This is a genomic window from Ruegeria sp. E5, from assembly GCF_056534105.1.
On record NZ_JBQFPA010000004.1, the window covers coordinates 315056 to 336619 of the forward strand.

Sequence of the window (21564 nt, forward strand, 5' to 3'; positions counted from 1 at the left end):
CTACGCTTGGCGCATGATGATGTTTCGTGCGCTCGCCGCCAGCCTGTATCTGGCATCTCAGGCCTATGCTTGTGATTTGGCTCTGGCCTTGGCCGTAGACGTTTCAGGCTCGGTTGATTCCGAGGAATATCGTATCCAAATGGACGGTCTTGCCGCAGGTCTGCGGGACCCTATCGTATCCGAGGCCTTGGTGCGCGGACAGGCTCGGCTGATGCTCGTGCAATGGACAGGCAGTTCTCGCCAGAGGATCACGATCCCCTGGACCCGGATCGATAGTTTTAACACCTTGGACAGTTTTGCTGATCAGGTCGCAGCTGATCCTCGTGTCTGGCGTAACTTCTCAACTGCGATAGGTGAGGCGCTCGATATGACGGTTGCCAGCTTTGACGACGTGCCCGAATGCGAAAGGCATCTTATTGATCTTTCGGGCGACGGAATTTCGAATGAAGGAATCGAGCCGTCGACCATCCACGCCAAACTGCGGGATCGCGGCATCACCGTGAACGCGATCGCGATTGAAGAAAGTGAACCCGATCTGACAGCCTATTTCTTCGAGAACGTCATCGTTGGCGAGGGGGCCTTTGTCGTCTCTGCAGCAGGCTTCGCGGATTATCCCGAACGTATTCGCAAGAAGCTTTTACGCGAGGTGACACAGCAGACTGCAGGGCTGACGCCGCTCCAATAATAGATTCGTGATCACATTGCTTTTTCAATGAAAACGCTAACATTGGCGGTATCGAATGTGATTTGTGATCACGAGAATATTTTGTGTGATCACAAACGCGGCTTATCAGCGATTTTGCGTTAAATTTACTGGATTTTGCACCTGCAGCGCGTGACAGAGTCGTAAAAAACAGTAAAACGTTCGGTAGCCAACCGAAAAGGAGCCAACATGGCCGATGTAAATCGAGGCAACCGCCCGCTTTCTCCACATTTGACGATCTATCGTCCACAGATGACGTCCATATCTTCGATTATGGTGCGCATCACGGGTCTTGCGTCTTTTGGTTTGGCTTTGTTGGTCGTCTGGTGGTTACTTGCTGCGGCCACATCGGAAAGCGCCTTTGAGCTGATCAATGGATTGATGACCAGTTTCCTGGGTGATCTGATCATGTTCGGCGCGGCTTGGGCCATTTTCTATCACATGCTGGGCCGTTTGCGGCACGTCATCTGGGATCTGGGATATTGCGTGAATGTTGAAGTGTCCGAGAAGATGGGCATTGGCATGTTCGTGCTGGCAACTGTTCTGGCTCTGATCACAGCCGTAGCGCTTTAAGGGGAGGTTCGCGATGCAGTTTCTCACAGACCGTAAACGCGCGCAGGGCATGGGGGCCGGACGTGCAGGTACACATCACCACTGGCAAATGATGCTCAGCTCGGCGGCATTGGTCATCCTTGTTCCGCTGTTTGTATTTACCTTCGGGCACGCCCTAGGTGGAACCTACGAAGAGGCTCTGGCCTATTACAGCCGCCCGTTCCCAGCGATTATCATGGGTCTGACACTGGTTGTTGTCGTCCCGCATTTGTTGCGCGAAGCCCAGGAAGCGATTGAGGACTACGTGCATGGCGTCGCGGAAAAGCTGGCGCTGATGGCAGCGCAGGCCTTTGCATACACACTGATTGCTGCGGGTCTGTTTGCGCTCGCGCGTCTGGCTCTCGGATATGCGCAGTAAGGAACAAGAACAATGACAGCAGCATATGAATACGAAACCCACGAATATGACGTGGTGGTTGTCGGTGCCGGTGGCGCGGGTCTGCGTGCAACATTGGGCATGGCCGAGCAGGGTTTGCGCACCGCTTGCGTGACGAAGGTATTCCCGACCCGTTCACACACAGTGGCCGCCCAAGGCGGCATTGCGGCGTCCTTGTCGAATATGGGGCCAGACCATTGGCAGTGGCACATGTATGACACCGTAAAGGGCTCGGACTGGCTGGGTGACACCGATGCGATGGAATACCTGGCGCGTGAAGCACCCAAAGCCGTATATGAGCTAGAACACTACGGAGTGCCATTCAGCCGGACCGAAGAAGGCAAGATCTATCAGCGCCCATTTGGTGGCCACACCACCGAATTTGGCGAAGGCCCCGCTGTGCAGCGGACCTGTGCCGCCGCCGACCGGACCGGTCATGCGATCCTGCACACGCTGTATGGTCAGTCGCTGAAGAACAACGCCGAGTTCTACATCGAGTATTTCGCCATTGATCTGATAATGTCTGAGGACGGACAGTGTCAGGGTGTCGTGTGCTGGAAGTTGGACGACGGCACAATGCACGTCTTTAACGCCAAGATGGTTGTTCTGGCGACCGGCGGCTATGGCCGCGCCTATTTCAGTGCAACCTCGGCACATACCTGCACCGGCGACGGTGGCGGTATGGTGGCCCGCGCGGGTCTTGCACTGCAGGATATGGAATTTGTTCAGTTCCACCCAACCGGCATCTACGGATCGGGCTGCCTGATCACCGAAGGTGCACGTGGTGAAGGCGGATACCTTACCAACTCGGAAGGCGAGCGATTCATGGAGCGCTATGCGCCTCAGTACAAAGACCTCGCGCCGCGCGACTACGTTAGCCGTTCAATGACCATGGAAATTCGCGAAGGGCGCGGCCACGGTGACAACGGCGATCACATCCATCTGAACCTCAGCCATTTGCCAGCCGAAGCTTTGGCGGAACGCCTACCGGGCATTTCAGAATCTGCGCGCGTCTTTGCCGGTGTTGACGTTACCAAGGAACCGATCCCGGTTCTACCGACCGTGCACTATAACATGGGTGGTATCCCGACGAACTATTGGGGTGAAGTTCTGAGCCCGACAGCCGACAACCCGACCGCCGTGGTCCCTGGTCTGATGGCTGTGGGCGAGGCCGGGTGTGCCTCGGTTCACGGGGCAAACCGTCTTGGTTCAAACTCGCTGATCGACCTCGTGGTGTTTGGCCGTGCGGCGGCGATCCGGGCGGGCAAAGTTGTGGATGCCGACGCGTCGAACCCGGTTCTGAACCAGGCCTCTGTAGATAAAGCGTTTGACAGGTTCGATGCGGCGCGCAACGCCAGCGGCGCAATTCCAACCGCAGATCTGCGGCTTGAGATGCAGCGCACCATGCAAGAGGACGCGGCGGTTTTCCGCACCTCGAAGACCATGGCTGAGGGCGTCGAGAAGATGACCGCGATCGCTGCCAAGATGGACGACCTGAAGGTTTCTGACAGATCGTTGGTCTGGAACAGCGATCTGATGGAGACGCTCGAGCTTACCAACCTGATGCCAAGCGCGCTCGCCACCATCGTTGGTGCCGAAGCGCGTAAGGAATCCCGCGGTGCACACGCCCATGAAGATTTCACCGAGCGTGACGATGAGAACTGGCGCGTCCACACGGTCAGCCGTGTCGATGGCAATAAAGTAGAGCTTAGCTACCGTCCGGTTATCGTTGATCCGCTGACGACCGAAGACGAGGGCGGCATCAGCATGAAAAGAATCGCGCCCAAGGCGCGGACGTTCTAAGGAGAGGAACCCATGGTACAACTGACCCTCCCCAAGAATTCCCGGATCACCACCGGTAAAACCTGGCCCAAGCCCGACGGCGCGACCAATGTGCGCAAATTCCAGATCTATCGCTGGAACCCGGATGATGGCCAGAACCCGCGCGTCGATACTTATTTCGTCGATATGGATACTTGCGGCCCGATGGTTCTGGACGCTCTGATCAAGATCAAGAATGAGATCGATCCGACTCTGACCTTCCGCCGTTCGTGCCGCGAAGGCATCTGCGGGTCCTGCGCGATGAACATCGACGGGATTAACACGCTGGCCTGTATCTATGGGATGGATGAGATCAAGGGCGACGTGAAGATCTACCCGCTGCCCCATATGCCGGTGGTCAAGGACCTGATCCCTGATCTGACTCATTTCTACGCCCAACACGCCTCGATCATGCCGTGGTTGGAGACTAAGACCAATCGTCCGGCAAAAGAGTGGAAGCAATCCATCGAAGACCGCAAGAAATTGGATGGTCTCTATGAATGTGTGATGTGTGCCAGTTGCTCGACCTCGTGCCCCAGCTACTGGTGGAACGGCGACCGCTATCTCGGCCCTGCCGCGCTGTTGCATGCTTACCGCTGGATCATCGACAGTCGGGATGAGGCCACCGGTGAGCGTTTGGACGAGCTGGAAGATCCTTTCAAGCTGTATCGCTGCCACACCATCATGAACTGCGCCAAGACCTGTCCCAAGGGTCTGAATCCGGCCAAAGCGATTGCAGAAATCAAGAAGATGATGGTGGACCGCGCGGTCTGATCACGCACCAAAACAAAGCACTTGCCGGGTTGCGGCAAGTGCATGCCGCCTCTGCAAAACTATGCGATGCGCTTGTACGAGCGCGGATCTAAAGTTGGCGCAGGGAGGAGTGATGAGTTCGAAAAGAGGTCACTCCGATGAACATGCAAAACCAAAAACACGACGCGGCCAAAGCGTTGGAATTTCTGGAGCAAGCTTGGGCCTATTATACGCCCGAGCCCAAAGTTCCGGCCAAAGACGAAACACCAGAATTGTTTGAATATGCGAACGCGGCTTAACCGTGTCGCGCGGGCTTGAAAATTACGACACAATAGGCAATGCAGAGCTATGCCCGTTCTATTGCTTCTGCTCGCCGCTGGCGTTTTTGCCTTTTTTTTCTGGCGGTCCCGCACGTCGTCTCTGACGCGCGACTGCAGGTGGCGGCAACATCGAAGCGAGGGCCAGTGGCGCTGTGCTTACTGTGGCGCGGTGTCAAAATCTGATGTTGAGCCCACACAGTGTCTGAAAGGACAATAGCTGCTGTTGGGGGTTTCCCACCGGGCCGAACTGCGCCACTCTCGGCCCATGTCAGAATCTCGGAATACTCCCCGCCCACCCATGGATGCAGATGCGCGCCGCGAGATTGCGCCCGTTATCTGCTACCCGAATGAAGGGCTACCAAAACCCGATCTAGGGCTCTATCAAACTGCGCGTGATACAGCGCACAAAACGGGTGAGGTGTTGGTGCCACCGCGAGATGCGCAATGCTTTGAGGTGCCTGCAGGGCATTTCTTTCGGATCACTTCTGTTGAAGGATCGCAAGTTGGCGATCTAAACCTGTGGAACCTCAACGACCTTTCCGAGCGGTTCTATTCCGGCAAGACGCGCGCGTTGCATGGCACACATATCACCGTGGGTGAGCGCATGTGGTCGAGCTTTCCACATATGCGACCGATGGCGACAATCATTGCAGATACGCTGGGGTGGTACGGAATCGATGATTTCGGCGGGTCGGTGCACGATGTGATCGGGACCCGATGTGATCCCTATACCGGTAATCTGCTAGCTGGATCCCAGTACCATCACTGTTGCCATTCGAATCTGACACGCGCGCTGGCGGATCATTTGGGCGTCTCTTTGGCCGAAGCCGAGCCTGCGGTACATGATGTATTGAACGTGTTCATGTGCACCGGTTTCACGCGTGATACCGGGCAGTATTTCATGAAAGCCTCACCTGTCCGTCCGGGAGACTATCTTGAGTTTTTCGCCGAGATTGACCTGCTGGGAAATCTAAGCGCGTGCCCGGGCGGTGATTGCTCGTCCGAGCATTCATCGGATACCGCAGCCTGTTATCCCCTGCTGGTAGAAACCTTTGCCCCGGCTGAAGGTGCGCTTGAGGGATGGCGCAGCCCCGCGCGCAACGGATATGACCGCACGCACGGGCGCTAGATATCGCGCAATTCAGCTGTCCGGGAACGCCGCCTGCAGCGCGATTTCGACCATGTCGCCAAAACTGCTTTCTCGGTCCGAGGAGGGCAGGGCTTCGCCGGTCAACAGGTGGTCCGAGACTGTCAGTACCGCCAATGCGCGGCATTTGTGACGCGCGGCAAGGATGTAAAGCTCTGCCGCTTCCATCTCGACACCCAAAATACCGTGCCGAACCATTTGTTCGTTCAGGTCCGGGCGTTCGTCATAAAAGACATCGGATGAATAGATGCCGCCAACATGGGTTGGCGTACCTTTGGCTTGTGCAGCCAATGCTGCAGACTGCAAAAGACCCCAATCCGCGCAAGGGGCGAAGTTCATTTCTCTCATGATCCCGCGCGAAGGGGTGCTGAGTGTGGTCGACGTCATCGCCAGAATAACATCACGCACATTCACACTGTCTTGCATCCCGCCACAGGACCCGATCCGGATCAAAGTTTTGGCGCCGTAGTCACGGATCAATTCGTTCACGTAGATCGACAGAGACGGCATCCCCATGCCACTACCCTGAATGGTAACACGATTTCCTTTCCAGGTGCCGGTGAACCCCAGCATGCCACGCACTTCGTTTACCAGCTTTACGTCTTCAAGAAACGTTTCGGCCGCCCATTTTGCACGATACGGGTCGCCGGGCAAAAGAACGGTTTCGGCAATCTCGCCTTTTTGGGCTCCAATATGGATAGTCATTTTGCCACTTGCCCCCGATCAGATTTCCAGATCAGTAATATCGGTACCGGCTTTTATGGCGTCATGAACCCACTGCGGTTTGCGGCCCCGCCCGGTCCAGGTTTGCGACGGATTGTTCGGATTTTGATACTTCGCTTTAGATGATTTTACCGATTTAGCGCTGTCTCCTGACAATTCAGACAACGAAAACCCATATTCCGCCGCCGCCTTTTCGGCGGCTTTCAACGCTTCTTTTCGCTCACGCACTTCGGCGGTTTTTAGCGCCTTTTCGACCCGATTGCGCAATTCGAGCAGTTCTTTGCGCGACATTTTTTCAAGATCGATTGCCATAATCTTCTCCATTTCGGCTATTCCCCTACTTATTGCAGGGGAAATTGAATAAACCCGAACCTATCTATTCCCATTTTACCGGAAATAGAAATGGAGATTTCTGTAATATGCTTTTCTATTCAGCCGCAATTTCCGTTGGGTCAACCAATGTGACGATATCGCCCATGATTGCATTCAATTCGAAATTTTTCGGCGTATAGATTTTCGATACACCCATGGAACGCAATTGATCCGCGTCCTCATCGGGGATGATCCCACCTACAATGACGGGAATATCGCTTAGCCCTGCTGCTTTCAGCCGCGTCATCACGTCCTTCACCAAAGGCAGGTGGCTGCCAGAGAGGATCGATAGACCAATCACATGCGCTTTGTCTTCTTGTGCCGCAGTTACGATTTCTTCGGGCGTAAGACGAATACCTTCGTAGCTGATATCCATGCCACAGTCGCGTGCGCGGAAGGCGATCTGTTCGGCTCCGTTCGAGTGTCCGTCCAGACCAGGTTTGCCAACAAGAAACTTCAGCCTGCGCCCCAGTCGGTCGCTTACCGCATCTACGGCTGCGCGCAGGTCTTCCAGACCTTCGGTTTTGTTCGAAACAGATCCCGAGACGCCGGTTGGTCCACGATATGTACCGTAGGCCTTGCGCATTTCCTCGGCCCATTCGCCAGTTGTGACACCGGCCTTGGCCGCAGCGATTGAAGGTGCCATCACGTTGGCACCGGATCGCGCTGCTTCGCGCAATGCTTGCAGCGCCGCGGCCACTGCTGCGTCATCCCGATCCGCACGCCAGTCGTTCAAGCGCCCGATTTGTTCCTGTTCAACCGCCGGGTCGACGACCATGATGCCGCCATCCTCGGTCTGCAAAGGCGAGGCTTCGCCCTCGGTCCATTTGTTTACGCCAACGACGACGGTTTCATTGCGTTCAATACGGTTCAGGCGCTCGGCATTGGACTCGACCAGCCGCGATTTCATGTATTCGATCGAGGCTACCGCGCCGCCCATCGATTCGAGATTAGCCAATTCGGCTCGTGCGCCATTTTTAAGTTCTTCGACTTTGGCATCGACAACCGGATTGCCGTCGAACAAATCGCCATATTCCAGCAGATCGGTTTCATAGGCGAGGATTTGTTGCATCCTCATCGACCATTGCTGATCCCAGGGACGAGGCAGGCCGAGCGCTTCGTTCCATGCAGGCAACTGCACCGCACGTGCGCGGGCACGTTTGGATAGCGTCACCGCAAGCATTTCAATCAGTATGCGATAAACGTTGTTTTCCGGCTGCTGTTCGGTCAGTCCCAGCGAGTTTACCTGAACGCCATAACGGAATCGGCGGAACTTGGGGTCTTCAATGCCATAGCGCTGCTGCAGAATTTCGTCCCAAAGATCCACAAAGGCGCGCATTTTGCACATTTCGGTGACAAACCGGATGCCCGCATTCACAAAAAACGAAATCCGCCCGCAGAGTGCTGGGAAGTCTTCAGCCGGAACGCGCGGGCGAAGTTCGTCCAGCACTGCAATGGCAGTCGCCAGAGCATAGGCCAGCTCTTGCTCGGGCGTCGCGCCTGCCTCTTGCAGGTGGTACGAACACACATTCATCGGGTTCCATTTGGGCACGTTATCGTAGCAATATTCGGCCACGTCCGCGATCATCTTCAGCGATGGCTTGGGTGGGCACACATAAGTGCCGCGGCTCAGGTATTCCTTGATCAGGTCGTTCTGGACGGTCCCCTGCAATTTCGAGACATCCGCGCCCTGTTCCTCGGCAACTGCGATATATAGCGCCAAAAGCCAAGGAGCCGTCGCATTGATCGTCATCGAGGTATTCATCTGTTCCAGCGGAATTTGATCGAACAGAACCCGCATGTCCCCCAGATGGCAGATCGGAACCCCAACTTTTCCAACTTCGCCGCGCGCCAAAGTGTGATCGCTGTCATACCCTGTTTGGGTTGGCAGATCGAAGGCCACGGACAGGCCGGTCTGACCTTTGGCCAGGTTCGCACGATAAAGCGCATTTGACGCTTTGGCCGTTGAGTGACCGGCATATGTACGGATGAGCCAGGGGCGATCTTTCTGCAACTGCGTCATGGGTCGGGCCTCGCGGATCGGTGGGTAACAAAATTACGTTCTATGGTGGTAAATAGTAATTTTCAGTACATGTCAATTCGCTGCGTTGCGGCATCGACGGTTTCTGCAGATTGTGGGTGGTCGCGTTTGATGGCACTGTGCCCGAATGATGCAGACTGTGGAAATCCCGCTTTGGCTGTTTGTGCTGATCGTGCTGTTTGCCGCGGTCACATTTGCCTCGCATTTTTTGTTTCCGTCGGTGCGCTGGTTTTTCCGCCGCCGCCTTGAGCGCGCCGTCGCACGGTTGAACAAGCGACTGCAGCGTCCGATCCAACCGTTCAAGTTGGCGGGGCGGCATGACATGATTCAACGGCTTATCTATGACCCGCAAGTAAGCCGGGCGGTGCAGCAGCATGCCAAAGAAGAAGGTGTGCCTGACGCTGTTGCCTCAGAATTGGCACGGCGTTATGCGCGCGAGATTGCGCCCTCATTCTCGACAGTGGCGTATTTCAGCATCGCGATCCGTTTTGCCCGCATGCTGAGCAACGCCTTTTACAAGGTGCAGTTGGGTTACGAGGACAAAGCCGCGCTGGACAATATCGATCCCGATGCGACGGTCGTTTATGTCATGAACCACCGCAGCAATATGGATTACGTGCTGGTCACCTATCTGGCGGCAGACCATTCGACCTTATCCTATGCTGTGGGCGAGTGGGCCCGTGTCTGGCCTCTAAGTCGATTGATTCGCGCGATGGGGGCCTATTTCATTCGCCGCAAGTCGGGTAGCGACCTATATCGACAGGTCCTTGCAAGCTATGTAAGACACGCGACCGAAGCGGGCGTGACGCAGGCCATGTTCCCTGAGGGCGGGCTGAGTCTGACTGGCAAACTGGGGCGCCCCAAGCTGGGATTGTTGAAGTATATCCTTGACGGAGTCGAACCGCAGGGGCGGGATGTGGTGTTTGTTCCGGTTGCTTTGAACTATGATCGGGTGCTTGAAGATACCGTATTAACAGCGGCAGCGAAGGATAGTGAACGCCGCTTCCGCGCGCGGATCGGGGTTATCACCCGCTGGTCGCTCAAGCAGATTTGGCGCAGGCTTGTCGGGCGCTACAAGAGATTCGGGATTGCCTCGGTGCGGTATGCGACACCGATTTCTCTGAAAGAATTTCGAGTCGCGCACGAACGGGACCTAACGACCGATCTGGCCCGCGAGTTGATGCGCAGGATCGGTGCCGCAATTCCCTTTGTTCCAGTGCCTGCAGCGTGTCGGCTGGTTCAGGAAGAAGGTGAAATGTCAGAGCAGGAGTTGAAGGCGCGTTTGCTGACGTTGGGCGGCGACGCGGTTGCCCAGGATGATGGAGAGGCTGTTGACGATGCCATCAATCAGTTGGTCGAGCGACGGATTCTGCGTCGCGAGGCTGGAGTGTTGCGCCCATCAGGCGAGCGATCAGAGCTGCTTGCTTATTACGCGGCAGCATCAGAACCCGTTGTTCGGGCTGAGAATGATGCAAGTGCAGAAAATATTTCTGCAACTGCTGGGTCATAAAATTACAAAATAGATACCAATAACGGTTGCAATATTACTCAGAGGCTAATATTTCGTCTTTGGAAAGCCGCGATTCTGCGGCGCGGCAACAGTTGGAAAAAGGAGGCCAGCATGGCTTTGGATGTCGACAGCGGTATCGCGTCGTATGAGGCGCCGGAAAAGGACCTCTACGAGATGGGTGAAATCCCCCCGATGGGGTACGTTCCCAAGCAAATGTATGCCTGGGCCATCCGGAAAGAGCGCCACGGTGAGCCAGACACAGCGATGCAGCTGGAAGTCGTTGATGTCCCGAAGCTGGACAGCCACGAAGTGCTGGTTCTCGTTATGGCGGCGGGTGTGAACTACAACGGCGTCTGGGCATCGCTTGGCAAGCCGATCAGCCCGTTTGATGGCCACGGCCAACCCTTTCACATCGCAGGTTCAGATGCGTCGGGCATCGTCTGGGCGGTTGGTGACAAAGTGAAGCGCTGGAAAGTCGGCGATGAAGTCGTGATTCACTGCAACCAGGACGATGGCGATGACGAACACTGCAATGGTGGTGATCCGATGTATTCGCCCAGCCAGCGCATCTGGGGATATGAGACACCTGATGGCTCGTTCGCGCAGTTTACAAATGTTCAGGCACAGCAGCTGATGCCGCGTCCCAAGCACCTGACCTGGGAAGAAAGCGCCTGCTACACGCTGACCTTGGCAACAGCCTATCGGATGCTTTTTGGGCACGAACCGCACGATCTAAAGCCGGGCCAGAACGTCCTGGTTTGGGGCGCATCGGGCGGTCTGGGCTCTTACGCGATACAGTTGATCAACACTGCGGGTGCCAATGCGATCGGCGTGATATCGGATGAAAGCAAGCGTGAGTTTGTGATGGACCTTGGCGCCAAAGGCGTCATCAACCGCAAGGATTTCAACTGCTGGGGCCAGCTGCCCACGGTGAATACTCCGGAATATGCTGAATGGTTCAAAGAAGCCCGCAAGTTTGGCAAGGCCATCTGGGATATTACCGGCAAAGGTGTGAACGTCGACATGGTGTTCGAGCACCCCGGCGAAAGCACGTTCCCGGTGTCCACTTTTGTCGTGAAAAAGGGAGGTATGGTTGTGATCTGCGCCGGGACCACTGGCTACAACCTGACCTTCGACGTGCGTTACATGTGGATGCACCAGAAACGCTTGCAGGGCTCGCATTTTGCGCATCTCAAACAGGCCTCGGCTGCAAACCAGCTAATGGTCGAGCGCCGCTTGGATCCGTGCATGTCCGAAGTGTTCACTTGGCAGGATCTGCCTGAGGCGCACATGAAGATGATGCGCAACGAACACAAGCCGGGCAACATGTCGGTGCTGGTTCAGGCTCCGCATACAGGCATGCGCACCCTTGAAGAAGTATTGGCTGCCCGCGACTAACGGTCTCAGGCAAACAGCAGCTGCAACACCCGCAGGGCGCAAACACGCCTTGCGGGTGTTCATCGTTTCTATCGATGATTATGCATTTTCAATGCTTTAAGAAATCGCACCCCGCTATTTCTGGGGAGTAGAAAGCAGCGAGTAGGCCGAATTAGTCTGCACATGTTATGGTTGTGTTAACCCTTCGTTAACTATTTCGGGGACACCCTGATGGCGCAAAATGAGTGGATTTTGGACGTTCTGTCGGACCTCAACGCCTTTGCTGTGGCGAATGGGTTGAGCGCGCTGGCCGAGCAGCTTGACGACACAAGACTGATCGCCGCGGCCGAGATTGCGTCCTCAAAGGATGAGGCTTGCGCGCCCGCGAATGGGAAGAAAATTCGATTTGAGCCAGATCCTAGGGGATTTGGAAAGCACCAGCACGCTTGACGAGCTGACCAGCGTAGCAGTCCAGTTGCGGGACAAGCTGCAAATTGACCACATGACATATCATTGGGTTGATGGGGCCGGGGATCAATACGGGTTCACGACTTATTCGGATGCCTGGGATGAACGGTATCGAGACAGGAATTATCATCGTATTGATCCGGTTATTCTGGGTTGTTTTCAGCGATTTCACGCTGTGGACTGGAAACAGTTGAATTGGTCGGGCAAAGCAGTAAAGGCCTTCCTGCAGGACGCGCAGGAACATGGCGTCGGCAATCAGGGCTATTCGATCCCGCTGCGGGGGCCAGGCGGGCAATTCGCGCTGTTTACGGTCAACAACAGCTGCGATGACATCGCATGGCAGGCATTTGTCGAAACGTATGGCCGCGATCTCATATTGGTGGCGCATTTCCTCAATCGAAAAGCGCTGGAATTTGCAAAAGAACGGCAGCCGGACAACATGCGGGGGCTCTCGCCCCGCGAAATCGATGCAATGACATTGCTGGCGCTGGGGTATAGCCGAGCGCAGGTGGCGCACTCGCTTTCCATTTCTGAGCATACGCTCAGGGCCTATATCGAAAGCGCACGCTCAAAACTCGGTGCGCAAAATACGACTCATGCAATCGCCACTGCACTCAGTAGAGGATTAATAGTCGTTTAACGACCGTACGGTGGTCTCACCTTAAATTAACCACGTGTTCGTACCCCCTTTGTTCCAACTATGGACGACAAGGGGAACACGTCATGTTGCGTTATTTGTATGCCGATGAGCTGCATAACTTTCCGGAATTGGCCAGGGGGATGTTCAGGGATCGCGCGGATCAGTTCAAAACCCGCCTTGGCTGGGATGTTAAGGTTAGTGAAAAGGGGGAAGAGCGGGATCAGTACGATGACCTGAACCCGCTCTATGTGATTTGGGAAGAGGCAGATGGCAGCCATGGCGGGTCCATGCGGATCCTACCGACGACCGGTCCGGTCATGGTGAACGACATATTCGGACATCTCACCGGGGGCAGTCCGATCCGAAGCCCACTAATCTGGGAGGTCACTCGCTTTTGCCTCTCGCGCAACGCCAGCGCTCATACCGCCGGGGCCATCATGCTGAGCGGCGGTGAGGTGATGGAAGGGTTTGGCCTGACCCACATAGCGGGCGTTTTTGATGCCCGCATGATCCGGATCTACCGTATGATCGGATCGTCTCCGGTGGTTTTGGGCACCGAAGGGAAAGGGCGCGATCAGATCTCGGTCGGCCTGTGGCCTTATTCAGCGGATGATTGCAACCGTGTAGCAGCCCGCGCAGGCATCCCGCGAGAGTTGTCGCGCCTGTGGTTCAAGACAGCATTTGGCCATGGCGCACAGCACCGGTTCGCTTTGTCGGCATAAGCATACGGAAAAACCAATCGGCATCTGGCAGCGCGCGGCGCGTCCCTGTAGGGTCGCGCCATGTCCTTGCCCCAAGTCACATTTTCCGAAGATCAGGCTGCCGCTTTTGACAACATTGCCGAGATGTTGCGAGGTGCCGGAGTAGACCTTGAAGACGACGCTCTGCTGAAACTGCCCGGCAGCGGAAAGTCTGGTGTTATGGCCGTTATTGGCAAGGCTGGATCGGGCAAAACCCTGTTGCTGGCAGAGCTTTACAAAGCTTTGGCCGAGACGGGGGTCAACCTGATCTCGGGCGATTTCGAAAGCCGCAAATCCCGCGACAAGCGCAGCCTTGCGATCCTCGCGCCGACGAACAAGGCCGCCAGCGTATTGCGGCTGCGTGGGGTGCCCGCGACGACGATCCATCGCATCCTTTATACGCCTGTTTACGACCCTGAATACGAGCGGATCGCCGAATGGCTCGCGGGCAATGACGAACGGCCCGAGATCGAAGGGCTGACAGACGAAGCGCTGGACCGCGCAGCCGCGTTCTATGCCAACAACAAATCCATCCCTGGTGCGCTGGCCGCTGCTGGGTTGCGCGGTTCGGATTTCATCACCGGCTGGAAACGTCGGGAAGAGCCGCTGGATATCGGTTTTGTGGATGAAGCCTCGATGCTAGACGACCGACAATTCGAGGATCTAAAGGAAATCTTCCCAACATTGTTGCTATTTGGTGATCCGGCGCAGTTGGCGCCGGTCAACCAATCGGGCTCGATGGTGTTTGACGGGTTGCCAGAGCCGCGCAAGCAAATCCTGCATCGCGTGCATCGGCAAACTGCGGATAACCCGATCCTAGACCTCGCCCATGCTCTATCCGATCCGGCCATGGGGTTTGAGGATTTCGAACGTCTGATCGAGGACACTGCCCGAAAGGATGACCGCGTTGTCTGGGGACAGCGGGTAGAAGTTGATCTGATGGCGCGCAGCCCGGTTCTTGTCTGGCGCAATGCGACCCGAATCCGGCTGATTCAGGCGTTCCGCACCGTACATGGCGCGCCGGAAACTGAACTACTGGAAGGGGAACCGTTGATTTGTGACGGCATTGAGCTGCCGTTGAAGCACCGCAAAAAGCGGCTGGACCTTGAGGCGCGCGGGCTGATTAAAGGCGCGCAGGTCATCTATCTTGGCCCTGGTCGCAAGCCGGGTTTTTCGCGGTTGCATGTGATGGGGGCCGAAGACCCTCAGGTCTCGGCGGCGTCGATCGTCCAGATTGAAAAGCCCGATGAGGAGGAGCCGTTCATTCCCTATGCTGCCCGTATGGGGGCAACGTTCCTGCATGGTGCCGCTGTGACGATCCATAAGGCGCAAGGGTCGCAATGGGACACGGTTCAGGTCTTTGCGCCAGACATCTACGCAGCCGCCCGCATGGGCCGTACTGAGGCCAGGCAACCTTTGTGGAAGCGCTTAGCTTATGTCGCCATAACCCGCGCACAGGAGAGGCTAATTTGGGTAGTGCGGAACCGCTTGTCGAAACCGACCCACCCATTGCGTGTGGATGACCTGCGTGCGGTTGCGGCACCATCCCTGACATTGGAGGCGGAAGAGACATGAAGACGATCATAGTGACCGGTGCAAGCTCGGGCATAGGCCGCGCCACCGCCGAGCTGTTTCTGTCAGAAGGATGGACTGTCGGGCTTCTGGCCCGCAGCGCTGACAAACTTCTTGCTATGGCACAGCATAACGCCTCGGCGATCCCGCTGGTTGCCGATGTGACTGACCCGGATGCCGTTGCAAACGCCTTTACTGCATTCACCCGTCAGACCGGGCGACTGGACGTGCTGTTCAACAATGCCGGGATTTTTGCCCCTGGTGGCACCATCGACGAGATCGCGCTTGAGGATTGGTACGGCTCGGTCAATGTGAACCTGAACGGCATGTTCCTGTGTGCACGGGCTGCATTTGCTGCGATGCGGGCTCAGGCGCCGCAGGGGGGGCGTATCATAAACAACGGTTCAATCGCTGCTCATGTGCCGCGCCCGAACTCGGTGCATTATTCTGCGACGAAACACGCGATTACCGGTCTGACGCGCAGCCTTTCTCTGGACGGGCGGAGTTTTGGAATTGCCTGTGGTCAGATCGACATCGGAAATGCGCGCACCCCGATGGTGCATGGGCTGGTCGATGAGGCGCTTGCTGAAGGCCGCGACCCTGATCCCACCATGGATGTCGGGGATGCCGCCCGCTCGGTACTGCATATGGCCGAACTGCCGCTTGAGGCGAATGTGCAGTTCATGACCGTTATGGCCACGACCATGCCCTATATCGGTCGCGGGTGACGATCAGTTCTCGCGCAGTAGGCGGAAGGCTGTCGAAGCGCCCCAACCGGCGGCAATCGCGATGGCCAGTGACATGAGCCCGTACCAAATGGGTTGTTCACGCGACATCGCGTACAAGAATCGCTCAAGCCCGACTTTGCGTACTCCGATCGAGGTTTCAAAGGTCGAGACCACCTTTCCGTCTCGTGTCAGGAAGATACGGGCGCTGTAGTCGCCTTCGGTCAGGTCCGACGGCATGTCGATTGATGTGCGGAACAACGTCTGTTCGTCCACAGCCACTGTGTTTTCCCGAATCGAGTACAGCCCTTCATCTTCGCGGATGCGGATGACCGCCTCGGAAAAATCCTGTGCGCCCTGAATGCTCATGTCCGCACCGACCGACCGGATGGCACGCTCGATCGAAACCTTATAGCGTAGGTCTTCGGTCTGGGTCAGAACCTCGGAAAACGGGGCGCTGGTGGCAACGGCGTAGAAGCTTGGAGCCAGATCAACAACAAGGCTATCGGTGTTCACCCAGATACCGAACCGTTTCTCTTTGCGGCGTACGGTGACAGGTTCGGATGGGCCGACCACCGATACGATGACCTCAAGCGGTGGACCGTCCGGGATTGGGGCTTCGCGCTTTACCGCGCCGAAAACCAGTATTTCGGACCCGTCAAAATTGGCGGTAATCGAGACGCGATCCTGACTTAGGCCCAGAACAACCTGTTCTTCGGCTGCGTAGGCTGGCAGACAGATCAGACAAAGAAGAGCAATCAGACGCAGCATCTTAGTGCCCTCCCGCATCGCCAAGCGAATACAACTCGGCGGGTTGAAGCAGAAGATCAAGCGCCAGCTTGCCGCAGACGACAAGTACCAGAGCCGCCAACAAAACGCGCAGTTGTTCAGCCGGCATTCGGGCACCGATGACTGTTCCGATTTGGGCACCAACTACCCCACCGACGAGCAGAAGAACCGCCAACACGACATCAACGGTATAGTTGGTAGTGGCGTGCAGCATAGTGGTAAAGGCGGTTACAAAGATGATCTGAAACAGCGAAGTTCCGACAACAACCTTGGTCGGCATACCCAATAGATAGATCATCGCGGGCACCATGATAAACCCGCCGCCGACACCCATGATAGCAGACAGGACACCGACAAACAGGCCTACGACAAGCGGTGGAATGACCGAGATGTACAGGCCCGACGTCCGAAACCGCATCTTGAACGGCATGGCGTGCACCCAACCGCGCTGGCGTCGTTTCGGAGGCGGCGTGCCGCCTTTCCGCGTTTTTCTAATCGCGTTCAAGCTTTCGACAAACATCAGACTGCCAATGATGCCCAGAAATACGACATAGCAAAGTTTGACCAGCAGATCGACCTGTCCGAGGCTCTTGAGATAGTTGAAGACAACAACACCCAACGCAGCGCCTGTCAGCCCTCCGACCAAAAGAACTGTACCCATTTTAAGGTCCACGGTTCGGCGCCTGAAATGCGCCAACACCCCAGAAAATGATGAAGCAACAATCTGGTTTGCCTCGGTTGCGACCGCAACCGCAGGCGGAATGCCGATGAAGAACAGCAGTGGAGTCATCAAAAACCCACCGCCAACGCCAAACATTCCAGACAGAATGCCCACCATTCCACCCAGTCCAAACAGTAGAAACGCGTTTACGGATACTTCGGCAATCGGGAGGTAAATCTGCATGGCTTCTTCTAGACAGGAGAGGCTGTACCACGCGGTGTGGCAAAGCCATTGGTAACATAAATCTCAACAGACGAAGCGCGCGTGCCAGGTGGGGCCATCTAGTTGTTTCCGTGGCTCAACCTGAAAATAGTCGATAGCATGGCTGCGGAACTGATGCGGGACACGTCCATACCCCCCTTAGAGCGGTTGCGGCATACAAAATCAACTCTGTATGCCGCTTTGCAGCAAACAGGACTGAGGGGCAGTCCTGAACTGGCTCTATCAGCGTTCCTTTACATATGGTTCGCCGCCTGCGCGTGGCGGTATGGCCTTGCCTACGAACCCGGCAAGGATCACCACGGTCAGGATATAGGGCAGAGCGTCCATGACCTGCACCGGGATCACGACCCCGCCCAAATCGATGTTCTGGAACCGCAAGGCAATGGCCTGCAACAGCCCGAACAACAGGCATGCCCACATCGCGTGCCACGGACGCCATTTTGCAAAGATCAGAGCAGCCAGTGCGATAAATCCGCGCCCAGCGGTCATCTCTTTCACAAAGCCTGCTTGCAGCGCGGTGGCCAGGTAGGCACCTGCGATGCCGCAAAGTACGCCGCAAATCGCAACCGCTGCGTAGCGGAGACCTACAACCGAAACTCCAGCAGTATCCACCGCCGCAGGATTCTCTCCGACCGCGCGCAGACGCAGCCCGAACCGGGTGCGGAACAGAATCCACCAGGTCAGTGGCACCATAAGGAAAGCCACATAGACCAGAATGGAATGGCCAGACAGAAGCTCGGAATAGGCCATATGCAGGGGATTGGTTTCAGACATCAGCTCGGAAACTGGACGGCCTGTCAGTTCGGCGTCAGCTGGTCCGATCGCATAAGGGAATTCTGCAGATTCAAACCGCCCTTCACCGAACAATGATGGCGTACGACCACCCTGCTTGAACCAGCTTTGGGCGACAAGAACGGTCATACCTGAGGCGAGAAAGTTGATCGCAACCCCCGAGATCAGCTGATTGCCCCGGAACGTGATCGACGCAAACCCGTGTAGCGCCGAAAGGACCAGAGATGCCGCGATCCCGGCCAGCAATCCCAGCCACACCGAACCGGTTACGGCGGCGACGGCAGCCGAGAAGAATGCTGACATCAGCATTTTGCCTTCAAGGCCGATGTCGAAGATGCCCGCGCGCTCGGAGTATAGTCCGGCCAGGCAGGCAAGCAGCAAAGGCGTAGCCAGTCGGATGGTCGAATCCAGAACCTGGATGAGTGTCAGGAAGAAATCCATCAGGCCGACCCCTTCCGAAGCGCCATGAACAGCTTTTCAAGCGGCATGCGCACCATGTTGTCCAGTGCTCCGGTAAACAGAATGACCAGCGCTTGGATGACCACGATCAGTTCGCGCGGAATCGATGTCCAAAGCGCCAGTTCGGCCCCGCCCTGATACAGAAACCCAAACAGAATAGCGGCTAGAAATACCCCGAATGGATGCGACCGACCCATCAGTGCCACGGCAATTCCAATGAAACCCGCGCCTTCGGTTGCGTTCAGCACCAACCGCTCGGCTTCGCCCATCACGTTGTTGACTGCCATCAGGCCCGCCAGAGCGCCCGAGATCAGCATGGCAATAATCGTGATACGTACAGGCGAGATACCGGCGTAGACGGCACCGGTTTCCGAATGGCCGTAGGCGCGGATTTCATAGCCCAGCCGAGTTCGCCAGATCAGCGCCCAGACAACAAAACACGCAAGGATTGCGACGAAGAACGAGATGTTGGCAGGCGCACCTCGGAAAACGATGTTTTCGGCGCTCGAGAACATCGACTGGAAAGTCGGGAGATGCACTGCCTCGGGGAAACGAGCCGTTGCTGGATCTTGCGACCCTTGCGGGCGCATGACGTTGACCAGCATGTAATTCAGGAAAGCGGCAGCGATGAAATTGAACATGATCGTGGTGATCACGATATGGCTGCCCCGCTTCGCCTGCAGATAGGCCGGGATCGCGGCCCAGGCTGCACCGAAGATCATCGAAGCAGCACAGGCGGCCAGCAAAGCTATTGTCCAATGCGGCCAAGGAACCGATAGGCAGACGATGGCAACGCCCAGTCCGCCCAGCATGGCCTGACCCTCGCCGCCGATGTTGAACAAGCGCGCGTGAAAGGCAACTGCAACCGCGAGTCCGGTGAAGATGAAGTTCGTTGCATAATAAAGTGTATAGCCCCAGCCGTAGGTTGACCCTAGGGCCCCAGTGACCATCAGATTTACCGCCTCAAGCGGATCTTCCCCGATGGCCAGGATCACGATTGCCGAAAGGATTGTGGCTAGAAGCAGACTGATTAGCGGGATCAGTACCACATCGGCCCATTTGGGCATTTTTTCCATGGTTCAGGCGGCCTCTCCTGCAACACCGGCCATCAGCAGGCCCAGTTCTTTTTCATCCGTCTCGGCGGGCAGACGCTCGCCCATGATATGTCCGTCAAACATAACCGCGATCCGGTCCGAGAGTGAGAAGATCTCTTCCAACTCGACCGAAACCAGCAGTATCGCCTTGCCCTGATCCCTCAAGGCGACGATCTGTTTATGAATGAACTCGATGGCACCGATATCCACGCCGCGCGTGGGTTGGCCCACCAGCAGCAGATCGGGATTGCGCTCGATTTCTCGTGCAACGACGATTTTCTGTTGATTGCCGCCCGAGAAGCTTTTTGCCGTCAGCCAGCCATTGGGCGGGCGCACGTCGAACTTCTCGATCTTGGCTTCGGTGTCGGCACGCAGGGCGGCGTTGTCCATGAACAGCCCGCGTTTGTAAGCAGGGTCGCGGTGGTAGCCGAACGCCACGTTCTCCCACGCGTGAAAATCCATGATCAGGCCTTCGCGCTGCCGATCCTCGGGGACATGAGCGATATGTCGGGCGCGCCGCGCTTGCCCGTCCGATCCGGGGCCGTGCAACGCCAGAGGCTCGCCGTTCAGTTTGATCGAGCCTACCCCGGGTCGCATACCGCCCAAAACTTCAAGCAGCTCGGACTGCCCGTTGCCAGCAACGCCCGCGATGCCAACGATCTCACCCGCACGAACGGTTAGGTCGATGCCTTTGACACGCTCGACACCGGCCGAATCGGTGACACTGAGGTTTTCGATTTCCAGAACCGGTTTGCCCGGCTGTGCAGGCACCTTATCAACCTGTAGCAAGACCTTGCGGCCAACCATCAATTCGGCCAGTGCCTGCGGATTGGTATCAGCTGTTTTGACGGTGGCGGTCATCTCACCACGGCGCATAACCGAAACCGTATCGGTGTTCTCCATGATTTCGCGCAGCTTGTGCGTGATCACGATGATTGTTTTACCCTCGGACCGCAGCCGGTCGAGAATGCGAAACAGCTGGTCCGCCTCGGCAGGGGTAAGAACGCCCGTGGGTTCGTCCAGAATCAGAATTTCGGCGTTGCGGTAGAGCGCCTTGAGAATCTCAACCCGCTGCTGCATGCCCACACCGATCTCATCGATGCGTTTGTCAGGGTCGACGAACAGTTCGTATTCTTCCTCTAGATCTTTCAGCTCTTTCCGGGCTTTCGCCAGCGACGGAGCCAACAGCCCACCGTCTTCCGCACCCAGAACGATGTTTTCCAGAACGGTGAAATTCTCGACCAGTTTGAAATGCTGAAACACCATCCCGATGCCCGAGGCGATCGCCGCCTGGCTGTCAGGAATGTCGGTCTTGGTGCCGTTGATCCAGATTTCGCCTTTGTCGGCTTTGTAAAATCCGTAGAGGATGCTCATCAGCGTGGATTTGCCCGCTCCGTTTTCACCGATGATCCCGTGGATCGCTCCGCGGGCGACGCTGATAGAAATATCTTTATTAGCCTGAACCGGCCCAAAGGCTTTGGAAATCCCTTTGAGTTCAATGGCGGGGACGGTCATATCTTGTCCTTGGGTTGCCGAAAGGGCCGCATGCGGCAGAGTGGTGCAGGGCGGAGGCCATGGCCCCCGCCC

General features: G+C 56.5%; 22 protein-coding genes. 14 read left to right on the plus strand and 8 right to left on the minus strand.

Annotation, left to right across the window (positions count from 1 at the left end):
* The first annotated feature begins 13 nt into the window (after positions 1–13).
* The 7 genes from ACR0BI_RS16410 to ACR0BI_RS16440 all read left to right on the plus strand — a co-directional run bounded on the left by ACR0BI_RS16410 (position 14) and on the right by ACR0BI_RS16440 (position 5714).
* Entirely contained in the window at positions 14–685 is a 672-nt protein-coding gene (locus tag ACR0BI_RS16410; protein ID WP_370644346.1) for a DUF1194 domain-containing protein, read from the plus strand.
* A 207-nt stretch (positions 686–892) separates the two neighbouring features.
* On the plus strand, positions 893–1276 hold the full coding sequence (gene sdhC / locus ACR0BI_RS16415; RefSeq protein WP_170395798.1) for a succinate dehydrogenase, cytochrome b556 subunit: 384 nt from the start codon (positions 893–895) through the stop codon (positions 1274–1276).
* 13 nt (positions 1277–1289) lie between these two features.
* A complete protein-coding gene (locus tag ACR0BI_RS16420; RefSeq protein WP_170395800.1) occupies positions 1290–1673 on the plus strand; it encodes a succinate dehydrogenase, hydrophobic membrane anchor protein in 384 nt (127 codons plus the stop codon).
* 12 nt (positions 1674–1685) lie between these two features.
* Positions 1686–3494, plus strand: a complete 1809-nt coding sequence (gene sdhA, locus ACR0BI_RS16425; RefSeq protein ID WP_480562805.1) for a succinate dehydrogenase flavoprotein subunit — start codon at positions 1686–1688, stop codon at positions 3492–3494.
* Positions 3495–3506: 12 nt separating this feature from the next.
* Positions 3507–4286 (plus strand): succinate dehydrogenase iron-sulfur subunit, encoded by a 780-nt coding sequence (locus tag ACR0BI_RS16430; RefSeq protein ID WP_170408332.1) that lies wholly within the window; start codon positions 3507–3509, stop codon positions 4284–4286.
* A gap of 137 nt (positions 4287–4423) precedes the next feature.
* A complete protein-coding gene (locus tag ACR0BI_RS16435) occupies positions 4424–4564 on the plus strand; it encodes a hypothetical protein (RefSeq protein WP_170395806.1) in 141 nt (46 codons plus the stop codon).
* A gap of 286 nt (positions 4565–4850) precedes the next feature.
* Positions 4851–5714, plus strand: a complete 864-nt coding sequence (locus tag ACR0BI_RS16440; RefSeq protein ID WP_480562824.1) for an urea carboxylase-associated family protein — start codon at positions 4851–4853, stop codon at positions 5712–5714.
* 12 nt (positions 5715–5726) lie between these two features.
* On the opposite strand, the gene deoD is transcribed toward ACR0BI_RS16440, so the two are convergent.
* The 3 genes from deoD to ACR0BI_RS16455 all read right to left on the minus strand — a co-directional run bounded on the left by deoD (position 5727) and on the right by ACR0BI_RS16455 (position 8850).
* Positions 5727–6437 (minus strand): purine-nucleoside phosphorylase, encoded by a 711-nt coding sequence (deoD, locus tag ACR0BI_RS16445; protein ID WP_170395810.1) that lies wholly within the window; start codon positions 6435–6437, stop codon positions 5727–5729.
* 18 nt (positions 6438–6455) lie between these two features.
* The gene (locus ACR0BI_RS16450; RefSeq protein ID WP_170395811.1) at positions 6456–6767 is read right to left on the minus strand and encodes an H-NS histone family protein; all 312 of its coding nucleotides are present in this window, start codon (positions 6765–6767) and stop codon (positions 6456–6458) included.
* Between the two features lie 115 nt (positions 6768–6882).
* Positions 6883–8850 carry a protein meaA gene (locus ACR0BI_RS16455; protein WP_170626168.1) on the minus strand — a complete coding sequence of 656 codons (1968 nt, stop codon included), beginning with the start codon at positions 8848–8850 and terminating at the stop codon, positions 6883–6885.
* Between the two features lie 145 nt (positions 8851–8995).
* Here ACR0BI_RS16455 and ACR0BI_RS16460 point away from each other — a divergent pair, with 145 nt between their 5' ends.
* The 7 genes from ACR0BI_RS16460 (at position 8996) to ACR0BI_RS16490 (ending at position 15903) form a co-directional block, all read left to right on the plus strand.
* Positions 8996–10378, plus strand: coding sequence for a 1-acyl-sn-glycerol-3-phosphate acyltransferase (locus ACR0BI_RS16460; RefSeq protein WP_480562806.1), 1383 nt, complete (start codon positions 8996–8998; stop codon positions 10376–10378).
* Positions 10379–10489: 111 nt separating this feature from the next.
* Complete coding sequence (ccrA, locus tag ACR0BI_RS16465; RefSeq protein ID WP_170395824.1) at positions 10490–11776, plus strand: crotonyl-CoA carboxylase/reductase; 1287 nt, start codon at positions 10490–10492, stop codon at positions 11774–11776.
* 210 nt (positions 11777–11986) lie between these two features.
* On the plus strand, positions 11987–12205 hold the full coding sequence (locus ACR0BI_RS16470) for a hypothetical protein (protein WP_152610760.1): 219 nt from the start codon (positions 11987–11989) through the stop codon (positions 12203–12205).
* Complete coding sequence (locus ACR0BI_RS16475; protein ID WP_170395826.1) at positions 12144–12863, plus strand: helix-turn-helix transcriptional regulator; 720 nt, start codon at positions 12144–12146, stop codon at positions 12861–12863. Before ACR0BI_RS16470 ends, ACR0BI_RS16475 begins: the two co-directional genes overlap by 62 nt.
* An 83-nt stretch (positions 12864–12946) precedes the next feature.
* Positions 12947–13585: an acyl-homoserine-lactone synthase gene (locus ACR0BI_RS16480; RefSeq protein ID WP_480562807.1), complete on the plus strand. Its 639-nt coding sequence runs from the start codon at positions 12947–12949 to the stop codon at positions 13583–13585.
* Between the two features lie 60 nt (positions 13586–13645).
* Positions 13646–15178 carry an ATP-dependent DNA helicase gene (locus ACR0BI_RS16485; RefSeq protein ID WP_480562808.1) on the plus strand — a complete coding sequence of 511 codons (1533 nt, stop codon included), beginning with the start codon at positions 13646–13648 and terminating at the stop codon, positions 15176–15178.
* Positions 15175–15903: an SDR family oxidoreductase gene (locus ACR0BI_RS16490; RefSeq protein ID WP_480562809.1), complete on the plus strand. Its 729-nt coding sequence runs from the start codon at positions 15175–15177 to the stop codon at positions 15901–15903. Before ACR0BI_RS16485 ends, ACR0BI_RS16490 begins: the two co-directional genes overlap by 4 nt.
* Before the next feature lie 3 nt (positions 15904–15906).
* Here the strand turns inward: ACR0BI_RS16490 and ACR0BI_RS16495 are convergent, their stop codons facing one another.
* The 5 genes from ACR0BI_RS16495 to ACR0BI_RS16515 all read right to left on the minus strand — a co-directional run bounded on the left by ACR0BI_RS16495 (position 15907) and on the right by ACR0BI_RS16515 (position 21492).
* Positions 15907–16671, minus strand: coding sequence for a TIGR02186 family protein (locus tag ACR0BI_RS16495; RefSeq protein WP_170395832.1), 765 nt, complete (start codon positions 16669–16671; stop codon positions 15907–15909).
* A 1-nt stretch (position 16672) separates the two neighbouring features.
* The gene (locus tag ACR0BI_RS16500) at positions 16673–17593 is read right to left on the minus strand and encodes a sulfite exporter TauE/SafE family protein (protein ID WP_170395834.1); all 921 of its coding nucleotides are present in this window, start codon (positions 17591–17593) and stop codon (positions 16673–16675) included.
* 261 nt (positions 17594–17854) lie between these two features.
* Entirely contained in the window at positions 17855–18865 is a 1011-nt protein-coding gene (locus ACR0BI_RS16505; protein WP_170408321.1) for an ABC transporter permease, read from the minus strand.
* Positions 18865–19959 carry an ABC transporter permease gene (locus ACR0BI_RS16510; RefSeq protein WP_170513031.1) on the minus strand — a complete coding sequence of 365 codons (1095 nt, stop codon included), beginning with the start codon at positions 19957–19959 and terminating at the stop codon, positions 18865–18867. Before ACR0BI_RS16510 ends, ACR0BI_RS16505 begins: the two co-directional genes overlap by 1 nt.
* A 3-nt stretch (positions 19960–19962) precedes the next feature.
* Positions 19963–21492, minus strand: coding sequence for an ABC transporter ATP-binding protein (locus tag ACR0BI_RS16515; RefSeq protein WP_480562810.1), 1530 nt, complete (start codon positions 21490–21492; stop codon positions 19963–19965).
* Positions 21493–21564 lie beyond the last annotated feature (72 nt).